Source organism: Pseudomonas batumici, assembly GCF_000820515.1.
GTDB classification, from domain to species: Bacteria; Pseudomonadota; Gammaproteobacteria; order Pseudomonadales; family Pseudomonadaceae; genus Aquipseudomonas; species Aquipseudomonas batumici.
Genome location: NZ_JXDG01000011.1, coordinates 11,770 through 29,733, shown reverse-complemented (window position 1 = coordinate 29,733; position 17,964 = coordinate 11,770). Strand labels below are relative to the sequence as shown.

Below are 17,964 nucleotides of genomic sequence, written 5' to 3'. Positions count from 1 at the left end.
AGCAAAATGAAATCAACGGGGTCTCTCACCCTCAGAGTTACAAACCTCCGGGTGCCTGACTACTGTCAGAAATGACAGTGCCGATAAATGGTATTGAGCTGCCCACGGCCCAATGTCAGTCAATTAAGAAAATGGGATATTGAAAACGCCACACAACTTGTAGGAGCCTGGCTTGCCAGCGAAGAGACCTCAAGCCTTGCAGTGCCCATCCGGACGTCATCGCTGGCAAGCCAGGCTCCTACAGGACCGTGTTCACCTTAACTGGCAGGTATTGTGCTCATAGCTGAGCGCTTGCCAAAAATGCATTTGGATCTGAGCCTGCAGGTGATCCGCGAAGACTATTCCCTTTCACTTGAATGAAATTTCCTAGAAAATCCCAACCCGTTGCGCCTGTCAGGACCGACGACTAGTCTGCACAGTGTCACCGCCAATTCGGTGATACGGACGTGCAAGTCCGGACTGACAAAAGGCGCGCGACGCCAAATATTTCAGGCTTTTTTTACGTCTGAAATATTGTGTTATGGCGGCCGTGCGCGGGAGATTCTTCGGGATCTGCCGGGTTTACCTTTTGCCCCGGTCTTGCACACCTGCGTACGGCCGCCACCTTCTTCGTGTGCAAGCGAACGGTGACGGTCCCACTCATCAAAAGGGATACACCATGTTCAAGATCACCCCCAATCCGCCTGAAGCGGAAGACCTCACCTCCCCGGCATTCCGGCTCGCCGCCGAGCGTGCCTTCGCTCACTACGAATTACCCGCGACTCGTACCCCGCCGCGGAAACGGCAATCACGCAGCACAGAAGAAACCCTGCTCCATATCTACGAAATTCTCCAAAGCGCCTCGGCGACCGCCTACGAATCGGCGGACAATCTCCAGGGCTCACAGCGCAAACTCGCCTTGGGGGCCGTGCACCTGATCGATATGGCTCAACAGAAGATGGATGAGCTACTCGACGAACAGGAGACGGCAACTGCCTGACGGACTGAGCGCTTTACCCGCTCTCGCACCACCGTGCGGGAGCGGTTGTTCTTTGTAGAACACCGAACAGTGCTGGAGTCCGTGCGCTCGCCCTCATCGACCACCAAGACGATTACGAATGAAATCAATCCGCCCCAGAAAGGCCGATTTTATTTCCGCTCGATTTTCTACCAGGGACGGCGATATGTTGTCTTCGAAAAAGCTGCCCCAATCGGTATCACGCAGGCGCTCAGCGGTCATCGGGTTACTGAAAAACGCATCCAGACTGCCCTGTGCGATATCTTCAGGCCTGATATCGATATACCCCAGTTCCAATATGGATTGATGGTCAATCGCAAAAGCCTTGCCCGCCTGATCAAATATAACGTTCCCCCCCTCATTCGTTCGATCACGCGTATTCAATAGAAAATCAAAAACATACATACTGGTCTGCCGACGGTCAAACGCGGGGCTTTCGCCAACGTTGACATAACGAGAGACAACCTCTCGTTCGGAATCCGGTCTTAACGCTGTACCTGGAACAATATTCAACCCCAAGTGCTGACTCACTTTATAAGCAAATACCTCGTTGCCCGCCCCCACTTTCTGCCGGGTCACTTCCGACGCTTCCAGCGCGGTCATACTTGAGTAATCCTTGATAACAATCCACTCGTCGTCAGAAAAACCATAAACCGTACTTTCATAGCTGGAAGATATATCTTTTATTTTTTTGCCCGGCACAAATCCGGCGTCCAATATCAATTCGGTATGGGGCTCACGCAATCCCACTGGAACATCTCCAGCCGATCTTTCTGCCTGACTTGGCGCCACCGGGGCAGCACTTTTTGTCAAAGCAATCATCTCCGCGAGCGATAGCTGAGGACGCCGGGAAGGAGCGGCAGGCGCCCGAGCCCCGGAGGAGGATGGTCGAGAGCCTGGGATTGGAGGTGGTCGGTCCATCAATCCCTCGCTATCAACCCGCGAGAGTGGATTGTTGGACACCATTCGATAGAAATTCAATCCACCCCTGCTTCCAATCGGATCCGGATTAATCCACCGCTGCAACCACGACGCGTAATACCTGAAGCCATAGTAGTAAAGCCCCGTCGCGTCGCGCTCCTTGCCCGAATAACGCACGGTCTTGTAGCTCGCCTCCACTTCACTGCGACCGGCAAACCAGGCCGTACCGCCATAGGGGTAATACGCTTCCTGGCTGATCACCCCAGCTCTACTGTCCAGCTCCAAGCTGCTAGAGCCCAGGTGGTCGGTCAGGTTGTAGCGATATTGATCGTTGGCGATGCCAGAGGGCGGTGCGGTTTCCCAGTGCAGCACCTGCATGGCACTGCGGCCGGCTTGAACACAGATGACCTGCAACACTTCACCACTGCCTTCACGGGTGCGGATTTCCAGGCCCGGCAAGTAGCGGACTTCGGAGATCAGCGAACGGACGTTGGTCTGGCTGGAGCGAACCTTGCGCCGCCGCATCCCATCGCCGCCGTACAGGTACAGTTCGCGATCATCGTCGGCCCCCTCACGCTCAACCGGGCGCACCTCGCGCAACTGATTACGCACATCCCAACTCATCGCCTGCCTCGGTTGCAGATCCAACAGGTTGCCGTTGCCATCAAAAGCGGCTGCAATCTCCTCTTCAGTGGGTGGCCGGCCATTCTGTTCAGGCAGGCAGCGATTGCTGTGGCGCGCCACCGTCAGCTTACGGCTGTGGCTTTGCGGACCGACATGGACCAGTTCCAGCAGGTTGCCACCGGCGTCATAGCTGTAAGTTTGCTGGTAGTTGGCGACTGCACCCGGATCGCCGAAGCGATTGAATTCCGGTCCTCGACTGGCACTGCCCGCCTCCCAGCCGGTCGCGTCGGTCAGTTGATAGAGGCTGTCGTAGCCATAATGCTTGATTGGCTCAACTCGCTGATTGGCGAAAAACCGGATCGGCAAGGCCGCGTCCTCAATACTCAGCACATTGCCCACCGGATCGTAGTCGTAGTGAAGATCCTGCAGCGCAGCCTCGCTGCCAAGTCGAGCTTGCAGCCGGAGCAGACGGCCGTCTTCAGGTCTGTACGTCAGCGTACTCACTACGCCGTTTCCGGCCGTTTCCTGTTCAACCTGGCCGTAGGCGTTGTAGCGGATGGCACTGACCAGGGTTTGCGGGGTTGCCTGGGCACTGAGTTGCAGGTGAGTGGCGAACAACTGACCGTCGAAGGTGTAATCGAACGATTGCCGATTGCCCTTGGCATCGGTCTGTTCCAACACATCACCCAGCGGGTTGAAGCGCGTCGCGGTGGTTGCCGCCTGCTCTGAGGGCTCCAGCAACGCATCCCGCTCCAACAACCCGCGCGGCCAATCCGGTACTTCCAGCGAACTCAGAAAGCGCTGGGTCTGCTCAAGGACTCCACCTGTCAGGGCGTACTCGTCCAACGTCTGGGTACCCGCCGGGTCATCGTGCCGAATCAATTGCCCACATTGGTTGTGAGCCGCGAACCCGGCATCGGCATCGGCGTACTCATAACGCTCGGTGCATCGCGCTGCGTCACCTTCGCCCTGTTCGAAAATGGCCAGCGGTCGCAGCAGATCGTCGTACTCGATCCGCCGTTCAGTACTCCGGCTGTCCCAGGTTTGGACCAACTGATCTCCATCACCGAACAAGCTGACCCGCTGACCCGCATCGACGCTGATCGAACTCAATACCTTCCCGGACAGTGAATAACGATTGACCAGGTTGGCTGGGGGTTCGACATCTTCCGCATTGAGCGCCCAAAGTCTGGGGTCCCATTGCTCGATCAGACGCCCCATCGCGTCATAAGCACTTCGATTGACCCGCTCTTCAGGCCGCGCCGTCTCGACAGAACGGCAATAAGCAACCACACGCACCGCCAGCCCACGGGGATCAACGACCGCCAGCGTTGGTGTGTGAGTGTGAATACCCTGCGTCAGAACCGTCATGGCTTGCACTCCGTATTCGATACTGATGATTGCCTGAACACCTAGGATTTGGCGGTGTATTGGACGTGCACGATGATGTCGGTCAGGGACTTGAGCGCCTCCCGCTGAAGGTCCGGTCTCGGAAACACCAGGGCCCAGCGTGAAACCGCGCCAGTGCCCTCGAACGGCAAGTAGCGCTCATCATCGAAATTCAACACGAACATGCCGTCATCGTTGAGGCCACCGGACAATGCGATCTGCTGGCTGGCGCGCAGGTTTTCCCGTACCACGGCATCCACGGTCGCGCTCAGTTGGACCTTGCTGTAAATCTGCGTCAGCTCCGCCCGGATATCTTCATAGGGTCCGAGGAGCACCGGCAGGGACACGCTGATACGCTTGATACGGCGCAGGTAGTGCCCGGGATAATCGTTATCAAACAACGCCTGGGTCAGCTCGAAAGCGACGCTACCGTCTTCTTCCAGGCGATCCTGCAGGTCCTCCCAAGGCAGATTGATGGTCGATGTCGGGTCCTTGGCGTTGAGTTCACGCAACGAGAGGGTCTTGGTCATTTCCAGCTTGCGTTCGTGACGCTTGAGGTACTCGCTCTCCATTCTCAGCAGATTGACCTTCAATGACTCACCGGCACCCAAGCCCCGATAGCTGTCGTTCCAGCCGCCGGTCTGAATGAAAGTGGTGACGAAATCGGCGATCTCGTATTGCCAGCCGGCCTGGGCTGCCAGGCACAGGGACAAGGTCGCGTCATACATCTGGTAATAGAAGGTGGCGAACTGACCAATCAGCCATTGATACAGCTGGGTATTGCTGAAGCGCTTGGACAGGAAGGCATGGCTGACCCTGGCCTGTTCCAACGCGGCCTCGGCCTGCAACAGTTGCAGACGGGTGGCCTCATTCTGCTCATCCAATACCTTGAGTTGAGCCTCTATCTGGGCAATTTCCAGTACAGCCTGATCACGGGCCAGCATCCATTCCTCGTGGCGGCGACGGTAGCCCTCAACACGATCCAGCGCTTCGCCAGTGGCGTGGCTGAGTGCCGCCCCACCGCGCAATGAACGGGCAACCACCTCGACAACGCCCTCGACCTCGACGCCACCAACACCCATACCAATCGTCGGACCAGCGGCCATGCCGGCGATGAGCCCGGCGATCGCTGAGGCGTCCCCCGGCACCGGTTTGAGCGCCGCGGCGACACTGTCAGCGACCGCGGCAGCCCCATCGAGGGCACGTCCCAGCAGATGCTCGACGCCCGCCGCGATTTCTCCCGCACTGACCACTTCATCGCTCAGCTTCTGGTAAAAAGCCCGGCGTCTTTCAACAATGTTTCGACTGGCCTTCAGAGCGTTGCGGCTTTCTGCTTCGATCTTCTGTGCCTGCTTTTGCAACAGAATGGCGTACTCGGCGAACTCCCAGGCTTGCTGGTGTTGCAACTCCAGGAACTCGGCCTGTTCCTTGCGCTCGATCAATGACAGCAAGGTCTGGCCAAACTGGATCAGGCTGTCCACTGCGCTGCTGGCACTACGGTGCATGATCGAGAAACGATAAGGCGCGATGTCCGTGGCGATCAGACGACCGCCGCCACCCCCGCCGCCACCCTGACCATAGGCGGCAAGCAAGGCCCGTGGATCGAGCGGGGCGGCGAACAGCGGCAGCAGCAACGGCTTGCCGTCCAGGGTGCGGTTGTTACGCAGATTGTGCAGCCGACTCTCGGCGGTATCCCAGAGTTCCACCAACTTGAAGTTCATCGGCACGCGCAGGAAGTCGCTGTCCACGCTCTGCACATTCGGGTCTGGAGTGAAGGTGCGCAACTCCAGCGGTGGTTCGTTGAACAGGATCAGCGACACGCCGTCATTGTCCTCGGCACTGACGCGCCGCTCCTCGTCCTGGGCCACCAACCGCCGTTCATAGTCGCGCAGGCCTTGGCTTGAGCTGTCGGCCAGGGTCAGCAGGGTGATCGGTGTCCAGGGGTCGATCAGGTTGACATCGGGTCGCGGCCCCAGCAGGTCCAGTACCCGTACGTACCAGAGTTTGGCTTCGGCCAAACTGTCGGGCGTCAGTTGCCGATAGGCGTTGTCGCCCCGGTCGAGCAGGTTCTTCAAATAGAAGCTGTAGATGGCCTTGCGGTAGTGGATCGGGTTGCTGCTGGCGATCCCATCCGGATCCTGGGGCGCTCGGACCGCGTAGTCGAGATTACGGGTGCTGCTGCCCACCAGGGGACGCACATTCCAGTACGCAGGGCGGCCACTGCTGTCGGACCTGCGGCTCGGATCGAAAATAAAGCTCAACCAGTACTCGGAAGCGTCGAACTGCTGTTCGAGGTTCAGACGGTGAGCCACCATGAATGGCAGATGCAGGAACAACTCCCAGAAATACAGGCCATTGGCGCCATTGAAGTCCATCTTGTTATCGGTGCTCGGCGGCTCCAGCGGCGGTTCTTCCTGTTGCTGGGTTTCCCAGGACAACAGGTTTTCCAGGGCAATATTGGCCTTTTCGATCAGGGTGCGGGCGAACAGGGTGTTCATGCGGATCGGTTTGCGCGCGACCGCGGTCGAGCCGTCGCTGAACGCGACATCGGACCCTCTGAAATCAATGAATTCGGCGATGCCCAGTGTCGGGCTGTCACGTGTGCCCATGCCGGGTGATTTCAAGGTACCGCCGCTGCTGGTCTCCAGTTTCAACTCGACGGTGACGTGTTTGTGACCGCCGCCGAGCAGGGGGCCGCCAGGCGTCACTGAGCGAACGAATATGCCGTGGTTGAACGGGATCACCTTGGAGTTGGCCGGCCACTCCACGGGCCAGTCGGGAAGCAGGGTTTCCGGGTCTATTTTTACCTTGATACTCAAGGTATCAGGTGCAATCAGAGTCTCTTCATATTCTCTGCTCGCCAGCCAGACCGACTCCGAGGACAGATTGACAGGCGTTGGAGTAAGGACTGACTTCGGCCGTGAAACCTGATGCTGATAGTATTTTTTAGGTAATTCATCGACCAGTTCAACAACGTGTCTCAAAACCGCGGAAGTGTTCGGCAAAGTGCCGTTATCCGACTCGACAATTATTGACCTCTCACTGGATACTGAAAAAAGCCAATCAATGGCTGCTTTCCGTATAAATTTACCCTCCAAGGAGTACCCATCATCGTTAACCGGAATAGGTGGGAGCTTGATTTTCCCCTGCGCTTTATTATCGACGAGAAAGTCTTTTCTCGAATCGGTATCGTTTCGATACAGTTCAAAGGAAAAATTATCTTCCCGAGTATAATATTGGTTGCGAAGATTGATGATCTTCGATCCTGCCTGCAACGTTTGAAAGTTGGGATCGGTATTCTCATCACCAATACGCAGAATCAATGTGAAATAGTGAAAAGTTCCTAAATAAACAAAGCGTAAGGTCGCCTGCCGATGCTTGCCGCTGACCACATCCGACGTGATCTTTGAAACCATACTGATTTCTGACTTTGTACGATCATAGGTCACGTCGGCACTGCTAACATTGGAAACCATAGCTTGCAAATTTTTGAAATTCCAGCTCGACTCCGCACTATGCGGGGATGAACTTTTCACTTCTTTCACAGAAATCTGAAAGGTCGGCAGCGTAAACTGAAATTTATTCCTATTATCATAAGCAAACATTCGCGCCACTTTTAACACATGCGGTCTTTTATCGCCGGGCTCCGATTGAGCCACGCCGACTTTACCCGCACTGGGAAACAGCAAGTGGCGATTGAAATTCTTGTCGACATTGGCGGTCTTGAGAAAAGCATAGGTATCCTTGCTGCCGTCGCTGCCGCTGCTTTCAGTATTAGGCGTATAACCCGCATACATCGCAATAAACAGGGCATCCGGTGTCGACGAGGTGTCCTGAATGGCAATGGTTTCCAGCACCCCGTTCAAATCCTCGCCCAGCGGAAAACTATCCGCCTCACTGGTGGCGATGATGTAACAGAGCGGCGCGCTCCAGGAGTTGTCATATTTCTTGTAGGACAGATTCAGGTGCAACTCGGTGCGTTTAAAGGAAGAGGTCTCCACTTCGGGGCTGTCTTTATCGATGGGTTCCTTTTCTTTCATCTCGGTCCTTTCGGCCAGGTGCAGCACATCGACCCAGACCACGAACAAGCGATTATTGAAAAACACAGGGCGAATGGTTTTCTCCACCGTGGTTTCGGAAATCCCCAGGTCCGCGCTCATCCAGTCCGACCAGGCCCCCGGCTGCGGGTAATCGTGCTTGGGCCCGTTGGTACCGCTCACGTAGCTGCGTTGCGACATGTCCACCGAGCGCCAGTAGTACTTGTTCTCCGCCCGCGACTTGCCGATGAAGTAATAGGTGCCGTTGGCAAAATCGTCATCGGTGATATAGCCATTGATGATGGTCAGGTTGGCGACTTCCTCGAAGCTGGCGAGGTAGTGCTTGACCGCCTCCTGGGTGGTATCAAGATGGATCTTGTTCTGGTTGATATCGTTTTCCAGCTGACGGAAATATCCGGACTTCTTCATCCGCAGGCTGGGCTCGATATAGATCGAGGGGTAATACGCCAATTGCTGGTTCGCCGCCCAGAGCGGGTATTGGCATTGCTGGTCGCGCCATTCGACAATCTGGTGCTCGGCCAGGGTCTTGTTCTCATAGCCGGGCTCCATCCCCATGAGAACGCCATTGATGTACTGCTGCAGGCTGGCAATGGCCGAGGCGACCCAACTGGTCTCTACTTCCTGGCTGACCTGAACATCCAGCAGCAGGAACTCATACAGGTCGTTGGCGGTTTTCAGTTTGTCGCTGAGGCCCAGCTGCTGCAAAACAGGATCGTTGGCCACGACCTGATCCAGGTAGTAAGCCACCTGGACATCGCGCAATGTTTCATTCAATTGTTTTTCGATGGAAAGCGTCATGGGAGCACCTTGCTTCGATCAGCGACTGACGGCCATCAGGGCTTCGCCCAGAGGCACCCAACTGGGGGTATTACTGTAGGAAAGCAAACTCGTGGACAGCAGCACGGAGCCGGCGCCAAGGCCCGTGGCCTGACAAACCTGCTGGCAGCGGTACAACCATTCCACCTGCACCCACTGGGTCGCACGACCATCGGGCAAGGTGTCGCAGAAGGTCTTCACTTCGCCGGGCTGCCAGTTCAGCAAGCGGGCCAACGCGGTATTGACTGATTCGTTGGTGGCCGCCGGGAGGGCGTTGGTTTCCCGGATCTGCGCAGGTGAGTTGGCGAGGGCCAGATAACCCAGCCACTCGGCTTCCGGCTTACCCAACATGTCGACCAACTGGCAGTAGCGCTCCAGGTAATAGAGGCTGGCCAGTGTGAGTTCTGTTGAGCGGCTCGGCAGACCCAGCCAGGTCGGTTCACTGAGGAATGTCTGTAGCGCGCGCTCGTTGATGCCCAGGTACCGCGCGGCGGCGGCATGGCGCAGCAGTGCCTGAAAACGCTCGGCCAGCGCGGTGTCCAGGACTTGGCTTGGCCAGTTCTGGCCTGGCGCCGTCAGCACCAGGGACAGCAAGCCATGGGTCGACTCGCCGCACCATTGGATAACACACGCCGCCAGGGCCCTGGGCAAGCCCAAGGTATCCTGCAGCAGACCTTCAAGCAGCTGCAATTGCCGAGCGTGACCACTGACCAGACACTCGCCGAGTTGCTCCTGGACGCGGGCCTCGACCTCGGCGGATAAGTGCAGCGGTTGGAGTATTTGCGCCAGGGTCCGATAGATCGCCTGGGCTGCCGTGTCCTCCAGAAACTCGGGATAGACACTGATCACCAGGCCCTGATCGCTGAGCAATCGGGTGCCGAGCAGGGTGCGCCAGGCGATGTCCGCGCCATTGTCGTCTTTGGTCGGGAGGTTCAACCGCTCCAAGTCTGATGGCGCGACGAGTGCGGGCGTCAGCTCGGTCGCCAATCGATTCAAACGTTCCAGCAACGTCTGTGGCGGGAGAAACTCATAAGGATCCCGGCCCAGCAAGCGGCGCACCTCGCCAACCGTCCGTTTGCCGTCCTTGAGCCAGGTGACGGCCCAGTCCATGTGCATCAGCACATCGGCGATATCGGGTGTGCTACCGGTCACGCGGAACCGACCGGTGGCAAGGTTCCCCTGGTAGGCCGCGCCTCCCAGCAAGTCCAGCAAGGCGCAGTAATCCTCAATCGATAAACCGAACATCCGGGCGATGCGGGCTTGGCGGTAAAGCGAGGAGACGATCGCCAATGAACGGTTCAAGGGACCGACATATCTGATCGTGATGTTCGCCAATTGCAGCAGCGAACCTTCGGTGAACTGAACCCCCAGGCCGGCACAGAGCTGATAGGCGGTTTTCTGATCAGCAAGCGCTTCACTGGAGAGGTCGAACGTTTGCTGGTCGAGGACGAACGGCGTGTCGAACAGACTCGGGCTGTTGAATACCTGGTCGAACAGCGGGGTCCGCTCGCCGGTAGAGTAGGGTGACAGGTGATGGAAAAACGCCGCGAACTCTTCGGGGCTGACCGTATAGTGGCTGCTGAAGTAGCGGAATAGCCCCAGCACGCGCATGACATCCCCGTTAAGCGCCATGTCCAGATTGTTTTCACCGCAACCACGAATGGCACTGACCACCAGGGTATCCAGTTCGGCGAAGGGGATATTCATCCAGCGTTGCAGGCGGATCATGCGCTGCAGGCGGTCGAAACGGTTCAGCGACGTCTTGGTGATGGACCAGTAGGTGCGTCCTTGCTCACGGTTTTCCTGAAGCCCCATGGAGTTGTCGAACCTGTCGCGGTCTTGCGCGGCGGCGGAGGCCCCATCGAACCTATCGGAGCCCACGCCATTGACATAACAAGCACCATAATGGGAGGCATGGGGATACGGTAGCTTGAACTGCCCGCCGTTTGCCGACGGATTGAGGGACGGACAATTGGCCGATAGCCGAGGGCGTTGACTGCGCTGGGAAAGCAGGGCTTCAACCTGCTCGGCATTCAACTCGGACCTGGCCATGAAGGTGTCCAGGTCCGACAGAGACGCCGTGTTCAGGGTCATCACCTCCAGGCCATAGTAGGTGCGAAAGAACTCCTGCTCCGCCCCGTTCAGCACGTAAGCTTCGTCAAGTGTCAGGGTGAAGCGCTGTTTTTCAAGGAGTAGAGTACCGTTATCAGTACCTAACGCGACGAGCATCTCGAAGGTCGTTTGATAGCCAGGGCTGACTGGCAACGCGGCGCCCGCATTGTCGGCCGGCTGATATTGGATATGCGCGCATGCCGGTTGATTCGCACTAGGCGGGGAGTGACGGTTGAGTGCATAGTTTTCGCTTTGGGTAACCCGGCGAACGCCAAAGCTCAGCACGATGTCTTTGTCACCTGCGCCAGATTTGCTGAAAGCCAGTGTCACCTGAGTGCTCATGGGACCTCCCGTCGTAACAATCTCATGCGCCTCGGGATTGGCGTGCTTGACCTCCGGTTGTATGGGTAACAGATAGCCGGTGTAGCGCGACTCAAAAAGATGCAAGTTGGAAACACTTGGCCCCTGCCAGCCGTCGACCAGCTGAGAGTGCGAAATATAATAAGTGCTGAACGGGGAAACTCGCGTCAACAATCCGTATTGCTCCACGCTCAGCCCCGCAAACAGTTGCTGCGCAACCGTCGGGTGTTGCTGCCCCCGACCGTAATTATTTCCGCCTACGACGGGTAGTTGCGGACTGATCAAATAGTTGATTTCACCCAGCAGCAATTTTTTCCCGGCCAATCCCAACACACACTGGTGTTGAGCAAGGCTGTACGGAAAACTGAACGGGTAATACCGTTGGCTGAACAAACGGTAAAGCGGAGTCCCCGCGGCGGGCGTGCCTGACAGATAACGTTCAATACCGCGACTCAGGACAGTGTTGGCAATGTCCAGCATCGGCAGAGGCTTGAAGGTCGCTTGCTGGTCGATCAGCAAGGTTTTGATATCGGGACGCCGAATATCCAAACGGATTTTTTTCGATGCGTCTCCGGTATTTTCCGCCTCCAATTGGGTCGTTGCCAGGCGATAGAGGGTACTCAAGTACGCCACCGGAGAATCCACCGCCGCCAGCGCGCCGACCTTACAGAACTCGTCCCAACGCTCCCTGAACAAGTTGGGATAGCTGGGGCCGATCTCCACCAGGGCGCGAATACCCGAACGTTGGGCAGGGGGACGAGGGCTGTCGGCCGTCACCTGTTCTTCGCGATACAAGCGGGCAATTTGCACGGCGTAGCACAAGGCATTGTCATAGGCGAGTTCGCCGTCGGCATCACTGAGTTCGGCCAGTCGTTGACAGAAGAGCCCCTTGGGTTGCCGGACAATATCAAACACCGACTGAATATCGAGGCGCTCCATCGCCGTGATGAAATCGACTTTCTCTTCGCCCTCTCCCTGCGCACCTGTCGCCGCCGCGTCAACGAGATGACTCAATAGCGGATTGGATTCACTCATCACTCAGCCCTCTATCAAACAACCCATCGTTTTCGCCCTCATCGAACCCACACCAGCTACCCAGCCGAAACATCTGACGGTCAGGTCCACTCAAGAAAACTGCGCGGACTGGGGATTGTTACTCAGGTAAACCAGCGCCCCATCAACCCGGCGGTCGAGATTGGCCCTCACTTCTTTCGTACCTGCCGTGGTCGCTACCAGATAGACCGAACAGGTCCCATCCGGCCCGGTGATGCAGGTTCTCTCCAGCAACGTCGCATCCGTCGTTCCGAAATACACGGTAGCGCCGGCAAAGGGGGTATCGTCGGCATCCCGGATAAAAGCCGTGACGGTATGGGGGGTCACGCCATCGGCCGGCTGACTACCTTCGCTGACACTGAATGTCGAACGGCTTTCATCCGCGGTGACGCCGACAAACCTCGCCGTCTGCGGCTGCCCTATGGCAGCGCCACTTCCGGAGGTCGCCGTAATGGAATAGGTGCCCTCGAGTTCCGACGTGATACGGGCACTGGTCGTTGCGCTACCCGGCACAAACTCGCATCTGTCAGGAGCGGTAGGGTCAATGGTGACGCCGGAGACTGCCGGAAACAGTACGTAGGAAGAGGCCGTGGTCGCCGTATAAGGATTGCCGTAGGTATCACGCAACGTCACGGTTGCGACGTGCGCATCCACCCCATTGGCCTTCTTGTCGCCTGTTATCGGTTCCAGGGTGGAGGCAGCTAAATCGTAGGGTCCGTGAATGAATGTCGCATCGACCTGCGCCGCTGAAAGCACTCCCGGGACGTGGGCGCTGATGCTGTACGTCTTCGCCACGGTACTGCCTAGCATCACAAGGCACCGGCCGGAACTGCCCGCAGTCAGGCAAGCAGTCGCGTTAAAAACAACATCATCGACCGCATCAAACGTTACCCGGGTGCCCTGCGGAGCCGGGGAACCATCGGCCATAAGTACCGTAGCCAAGACCCAGTTGTTTTTCTCCGTATCGCTGACGAGTCCATTGTCAGGGGCCATCTCCAACACCAGTTGAACCGAACCGAACTCGATGGCCTGCAGGTTGCCCTCCACAACGCCAACCGACGCTATGACACGGACCGTCCTGGTGCCAGGCACGGTCGAGGTGATGTGGGTTTCGAACAGCCCCTGCGCATTGGTGTGACCGGAGGGAGGATTACAGGAGGCGTCCGGAATATCGGAAAAGATCACCGTAATGCCCGCGACCGGACTGTCATTGGCATTCTTGACAGTGACGGTTGCCGTATGGGCATCCGAGCCATCAGCATTTTTCACGCCAGTGCTCACGGTCAAGGTGGCGACCTCAGGAAGCGTTGGAGACTCCTCCTCTCCCAATGTGTCGTTTTCGTCCTCGTCGATCACGTACCAACCCAGGTAGCGCCGGCGCCGCAAATAGTCCATGGCGGTGATGGTCAGGGTCGGACGCCCGAGTGGATCGTAGAATTGCTGGTCGCAATGCCCGAAGCGGCGGAACGATTCGTCCTTGATGTAGCGATAACCATCGGCGAAGTAAGGTCGATAGACGCGTACCGCCAGGCCCTTGTTGTTGTATTCGACCCGTTCGCTGACCCGCCAGCGCTCAGCGGCCGGTGCGCTGACGGGCTGGTCATTGTCCAGCACCAGGGTGCCGTCGGGTGCTATCTGGTAAGCGTCCCCCGGCTCGACTTTCTGCTTGGTCTGCAAGATTCGGCCGAAACCGTCCCAGCACTGCACGGCGATACGGATTTTCCGCCCGGGATTATCCGGGGGCGCCGGGTAGCGGTCAGCTTGCAGGACCGCCGCGTTGACCGGCTCACGACGCTGCATCCAACTGAAGGCATCGCGAAAGCAGGCACTGGCGGCTCCTTGCAATGCCGCGTCCGGGTCGGCGATGGCCTCGGCGGGCAAGCGGGCAACGGACTGATACTCGTCCAGTGGGTCGAAGCCGATTGCACTGCCCCCCTCCGTGCCATGGAAGCTGCTGGCCGACAGCTCGCCAAAACCGTCATAGCGGGCCTCCTGGATGTTCTGGTTCGGATCGACGATGCGCCGCGGCAACAGGAACCGGTAGTCCGCCTCAGCCACGCGGGTGATGCAACCGTCTGCGGTGGTGACACTGAGCGGCAGGCAGTAATAGGGATCGAAGCCGATGTCGGTTGGCCCCTGGCTTTCCGTGGCCCGGGCACTGATCAGCCGATAGAAACCGTCCAGCCCGGCGTAGGTCATAAAGCCCTTGCGGGTCGACCACAGCACCCTGCCCGGTTCCGTCGGCAACATGGCATCCATGGACCGATAACCGAGCCCGGGCAGTTTGTCCGCCAGTTCCTCGGGGCTGAGCACCGACGCGTACACCTCCAGCGCCACTTCATCCAGTTCGGCGGACTCAAGGAAGTCAGTCAGTGCCTCGAAGCTGGCCCGCCCCGCCGGCAGGGTCTGGCCGGCCTCCTGATAACGCTGCACGGAGAGCTGTGTCAGCACTCGCGTGAAGTCACCCGTTGGCGGCGCATCGAGACGGTCGAGCATCGCCTCATGGGAAATATCCTCCGGCCCCAGCACGGCCTTCGACACTACCATTGCGTTGCCACGGGACAGGTAGGGCAAGCCCAGACGGCAGCCTTGCGGATCATCCAGGTGGATGAATTGAGCGCGGCTTTCGTTCAGGTAGTAAAAACGCTGAGCGTCATCGTGGGCGGCACGCCACCAGGTTTGTTCATGGGCTTCGCTGAACGGCGGATCGTCGCTGACGCCCTTGCGCCGGGCATAGTCGACCGTCACCTGATGGATCAGCCCGCCATAAGGATCCCAGGCCAGGCTGATATGGTGCTGGCACAGCGGATCGTCAGGTTGACGCTCGTAGGTATAAGCAATCGACTCCAGTTCCAGCGGCTGCATCCGGCAGTACGGCTGGTAATCGTCGCGCCGTTGCAACAGGCGCACGGCATAGCGCGATTGCTGCACCGAGTAGGGCAGCGCCTGCAACCGCTCGTCGGCGTCGAGACCGAAGACCTCGACTCGCAGCGGCATGCCGGCCAGGGCGTAGGCCATGTCGTGCCAGGTCTCGTCATTGGCGTCGCTGATGATGTCGTCGGTCGAGTCGCCTTTGGGTTCCAGCAGCAAGGCCGTGCCCAGGGGCCGGGCCGCGCTGTCCGAACGGTCATAGTCCAGGCCTGGCAGGTCGGGCGCGCGCCCGGTATGGAACCAGCTCTTGCGCAGCACCGGCGCGGTATAACCGACCTGCCGCTGTGCGTCGCCAGTGACCTCGCTATCGGTTTGCAGCACCAGGCCAAAACCACGGAACTCGCGCTCCTGGCCATCGTAAAAGCCCTGGCAGTACTCGAAGTGCTGGGTCAGTCGATTGCCGGTGATTTCATCGAGCTGGATCTGTTCGACAGCCACCGGCATCGGAAATGGCACATAGCTGACAGGCTTCAGATTCGCCGCCATCAGCGCCTGTTTTTCATCCAGCCATTCCTGGGCCGAGCTGCGGTAGATCACCTCCCCCACCGCGCCCATATTGTTATTGGTGCTGTGCAGCAGGTACGGCTTGGCCTGGACAAAATCCACCCGCCAATGCTCGGGTTTCATATGCGGGAGGGTGATCACCAGGCTGGAACAACCGAGCCCCTGCAGGTCGGCGGTGCTGACCTGGCACAGCCGGTCATAACGCACGCCCGGCGGCCAGGGCTGGATCAGTGGCGTGCTTTCAAAGCCCATGCCGGTGCGGTTCATGAATATCTCGGCATGCTCGCTGGTGAGGTAGATCAGGTCCGCCGCGCCGGAGCCGTCGAGGTCGGCCAGCAGGATCCGCGAGGCGTCGAAGGACTCGTAGGTATAGGACAAGGTGCCCAGGCGAAAGCCCGGGTCGAAACGGCCATGACCGAGGTTGGGCCAACAGACGATTTCGTTATGGCGAATGCGCACCAGGTGCTGCTGGCCGCTGCCCAATACATCGCTGAACGCCACCAGTTCGGTTGGCGCCTGGCTCAGCAGCGGGAGGCGATCGTCGGGGGCGGTTTCGGTGAAATGCGCCACGTCCTTGCCCGGTGCAAACCCCTCTCGCCGACGGTTGGCATACAAGCGCACGCTACGCGGACCGATCAGCGCCAGGTCGGACAAGCCGCCGCCCATCAGGTCGGCCAGTTGGCTCTGCGGGTGGAAGAACTCCACGGGAAAGGCGTCAAAGGTGACGAACTTCGACCAGCTGCGATCCGGGTTGAGGGTGAAAAAACCGCTGACGCCGGGTTGCGCCATCACCCAGTCCAGGCGGCCATCGCCGGTGAGGTCCATCAGCGACTGGCGCACCGGTTTGCGGCTGTCCATCACCGGGATGGCGTCCAGTCGTTGCCACGAATCGTAGACCACCTCGTCGGGCGTTTCCGCCGGCTGCGCCCGTAGCGGCTCGCGGTAGTACCAGGCCTTGTCGCTGCGATAGAGCACACCCGGAATGCCCTCGCCGTACAGGTCGACCAGTTGGTACTGCTGGCCGTCGTTCAGGCCGGGCATGGCGTCGAATTCCTGGTACTCGCTGTCCTCGGGTTCAAACGCCGAGTAGGTGAACTCAACGGGCGGGCGCGCCTCGGTTCGCCCCTGCTCGTCATAGCCTTGCTGGTACGCGGCGGACAGCAGGTTGTAGCCCAGCTCGGTGGTCTGGTATTTGAACAGCAAGCGCTGCACCAGCACCGGTTCGCTGCCCAGCTCGGCGAACTGGTGGAACATCAGCACCTGCTGGCACAGCCGCAGGTTGCCCAGCAGGAAGCCATAGCCGTAGGTCGCGAAAGGGTCGCTGCGCACCGGCCACTCGCCCGTCGGCTCGTAGGCGGGAATGTCCTCGACCCCGGTGTCGCGCTCGCCGTAGTCGAAGATCAGATCGAAGTGCCACTCTGTCCGCTCCAACTGTCCCGGCACCCAGTGATAGAGGTGCGCGTTCGCCTCGGCATTGCCATAACGCACGCGGCTCAGGTAACACTGGGCGCGAAAGTCGCGCGGCGTATCCGGGGGCATCCCGGCATGGTCTTCGCCGGCGTACTCGTAGAGGATATGTTCGCCGTGGGCGTTGAGGCTTTCTTCCAGCAACCACTCGCCGACGCGCAGGTGATCTTCCAGGTCGGTACTGCGCGACGAGCTGTTGAAGCCGTACAGATGCAGGCTGCCGTCGGCGCCGTGAATCAGCCAGAACCCCGGATAGTCGTCCGCCGAGCGCCAGTGCTCGATCCGTTCGAACGCCCCTTCGATCCGAGGAAAGTAACGGGCTACCTGATAGTCGATGCCCAGTTCCAGGCCTCGATAGCGGCTTACCGGAGTACGGATGATCGCCCCGTCGGCATCATGCTCCGCCATCCACACCGTGCCGTCGGGGCCGAGCATGACATCGTCATCGGTGTAATCCGGCACGCCCTTGCTGGTGCGCCGCGCCACACAGCCCAGCGACAGCACCCAGCCGATCCCGAACAGGCTGTTGCCGACGCTGCTGCCATAAGTGAGGGCCAGCGCCGGGGCGAAACCGCGTCCGGGAGAAATCGGTAACGGCAGGTCAAAGGAGGCCTTGCCGGTGGAGCCGACCTCGCCCCAACCTTTGCCGATGCTCTGGATGGCACCACCGCCCTTGGGCAACGACGGCGGCGTGATGCTGAAACTGTCCTGTTGGTCCATCGCCTGACTCCG

Annotated in this window: 5 protein-coding genes; 1 reads left to right on the top strand and 4 read right to left on the bottom strand. The window is 58.9% G+C overall.

What is annotated here, in order from left to right; translation table 11 throughout:
* Positions 1-658: 658 nt before the first annotated feature.
* Positions 659-979, top strand: coding sequence for a DUF6124 family protein (locus tag UCMB321_RS05325; RefSeq protein ID WP_040064442.1), 321 nt, complete (start codon positions 659-661; stop codon positions 977-979).
* A gap of 93 nt (positions 980-1,072) precedes the next feature.
* On the opposite strand, the gene UCMB321_RS05320 is transcribed toward UCMB321_RS05325, so the two are convergent.
* The 4 genes from UCMB321_RS05320 to UCMB321_RS05305 all read right to left on the bottom strand — a co-directional run bounded on the left by UCMB321_RS05320 (position 1,073) and on the right by UCMB321_RS05305 (position 17,952).
* Positions 1,073-3,913: an RHS repeat domain-containing protein gene (locus UCMB321_RS05320; protein WP_245220722.1), complete on the bottom strand. Its 2,841-nt coding sequence runs from the start codon at positions 3,911-3,913 to the stop codon at positions 1,073-1,075.
* A gap of 41 nt (positions 3,914-3,954) precedes the next feature.
* Entirely contained in the window at positions 3,955-8,787 is a 4,833-nt protein-coding gene (locus UCMB321_RS05315) for a Tc toxin subunit A-related protein (protein WP_040064441.1), read from the bottom strand.
* A gap of 18 nt (positions 8,788-8,805) precedes the next feature.
* Positions 8,806-12,312, bottom strand: coding sequence for a Tc toxin subunit A (locus UCMB321_RS05310; RefSeq protein ID WP_040064438.1), 3,507 nt, complete (start codon positions 12,310-12,312; stop codon positions 8,806-8,808).
* 90 nt (positions 12,313-12,402) lie between these two features.
* A complete protein-coding gene (locus UCMB321_RS05305; protein WP_167337418.1) occupies positions 12,403-17,952 on the bottom strand; it encodes a SpvB/TcaC N-terminal domain-containing protein in 5,550 nt (1,849 codons plus the stop codon).
* Positions 17,953-17,964: the final 12 nt, after the last annotated feature.

Excerpts from the sequence above, each read along its gene's own strand:
- UCMB321_RS05325 (WP_040064442.1), top strand. The coding sequence starts at position 659 with ATGTTCAAGATCACCCCCAATCCGCCTGAAGCGGAAGACCTCACCTCC.
- UCMB321_RS05305 (WP_167337418.1), bottom strand. The coding sequence starts at position 17,952 with ATGGACCAACAGGACAGTTTCAGCATCACGCCGCCGTCGTTGCCCAAG.
- UCMB321_RS05315 (WP_040064441.1), bottom strand. The coding sequence starts at position 8,787 with ATGACGCTTTCCATCGAAAAACAATTGAATGAAACATTGCGCGATGTC.
- UCMB321_RS05320 (WP_245220722.1), bottom strand. The coding sequence starts at position 3,913 with ATGACGGTTCTGACGCAGGGTATTCACACTCACACACCAACGCTGGCG.
- UCMB321_RS05310 (WP_040064438.1), bottom strand. The coding sequence starts at position 12,312 with ATGAGTGAATCCAATCCGCTATTGAGTCATCTCGTTGACGCGGCGGCG.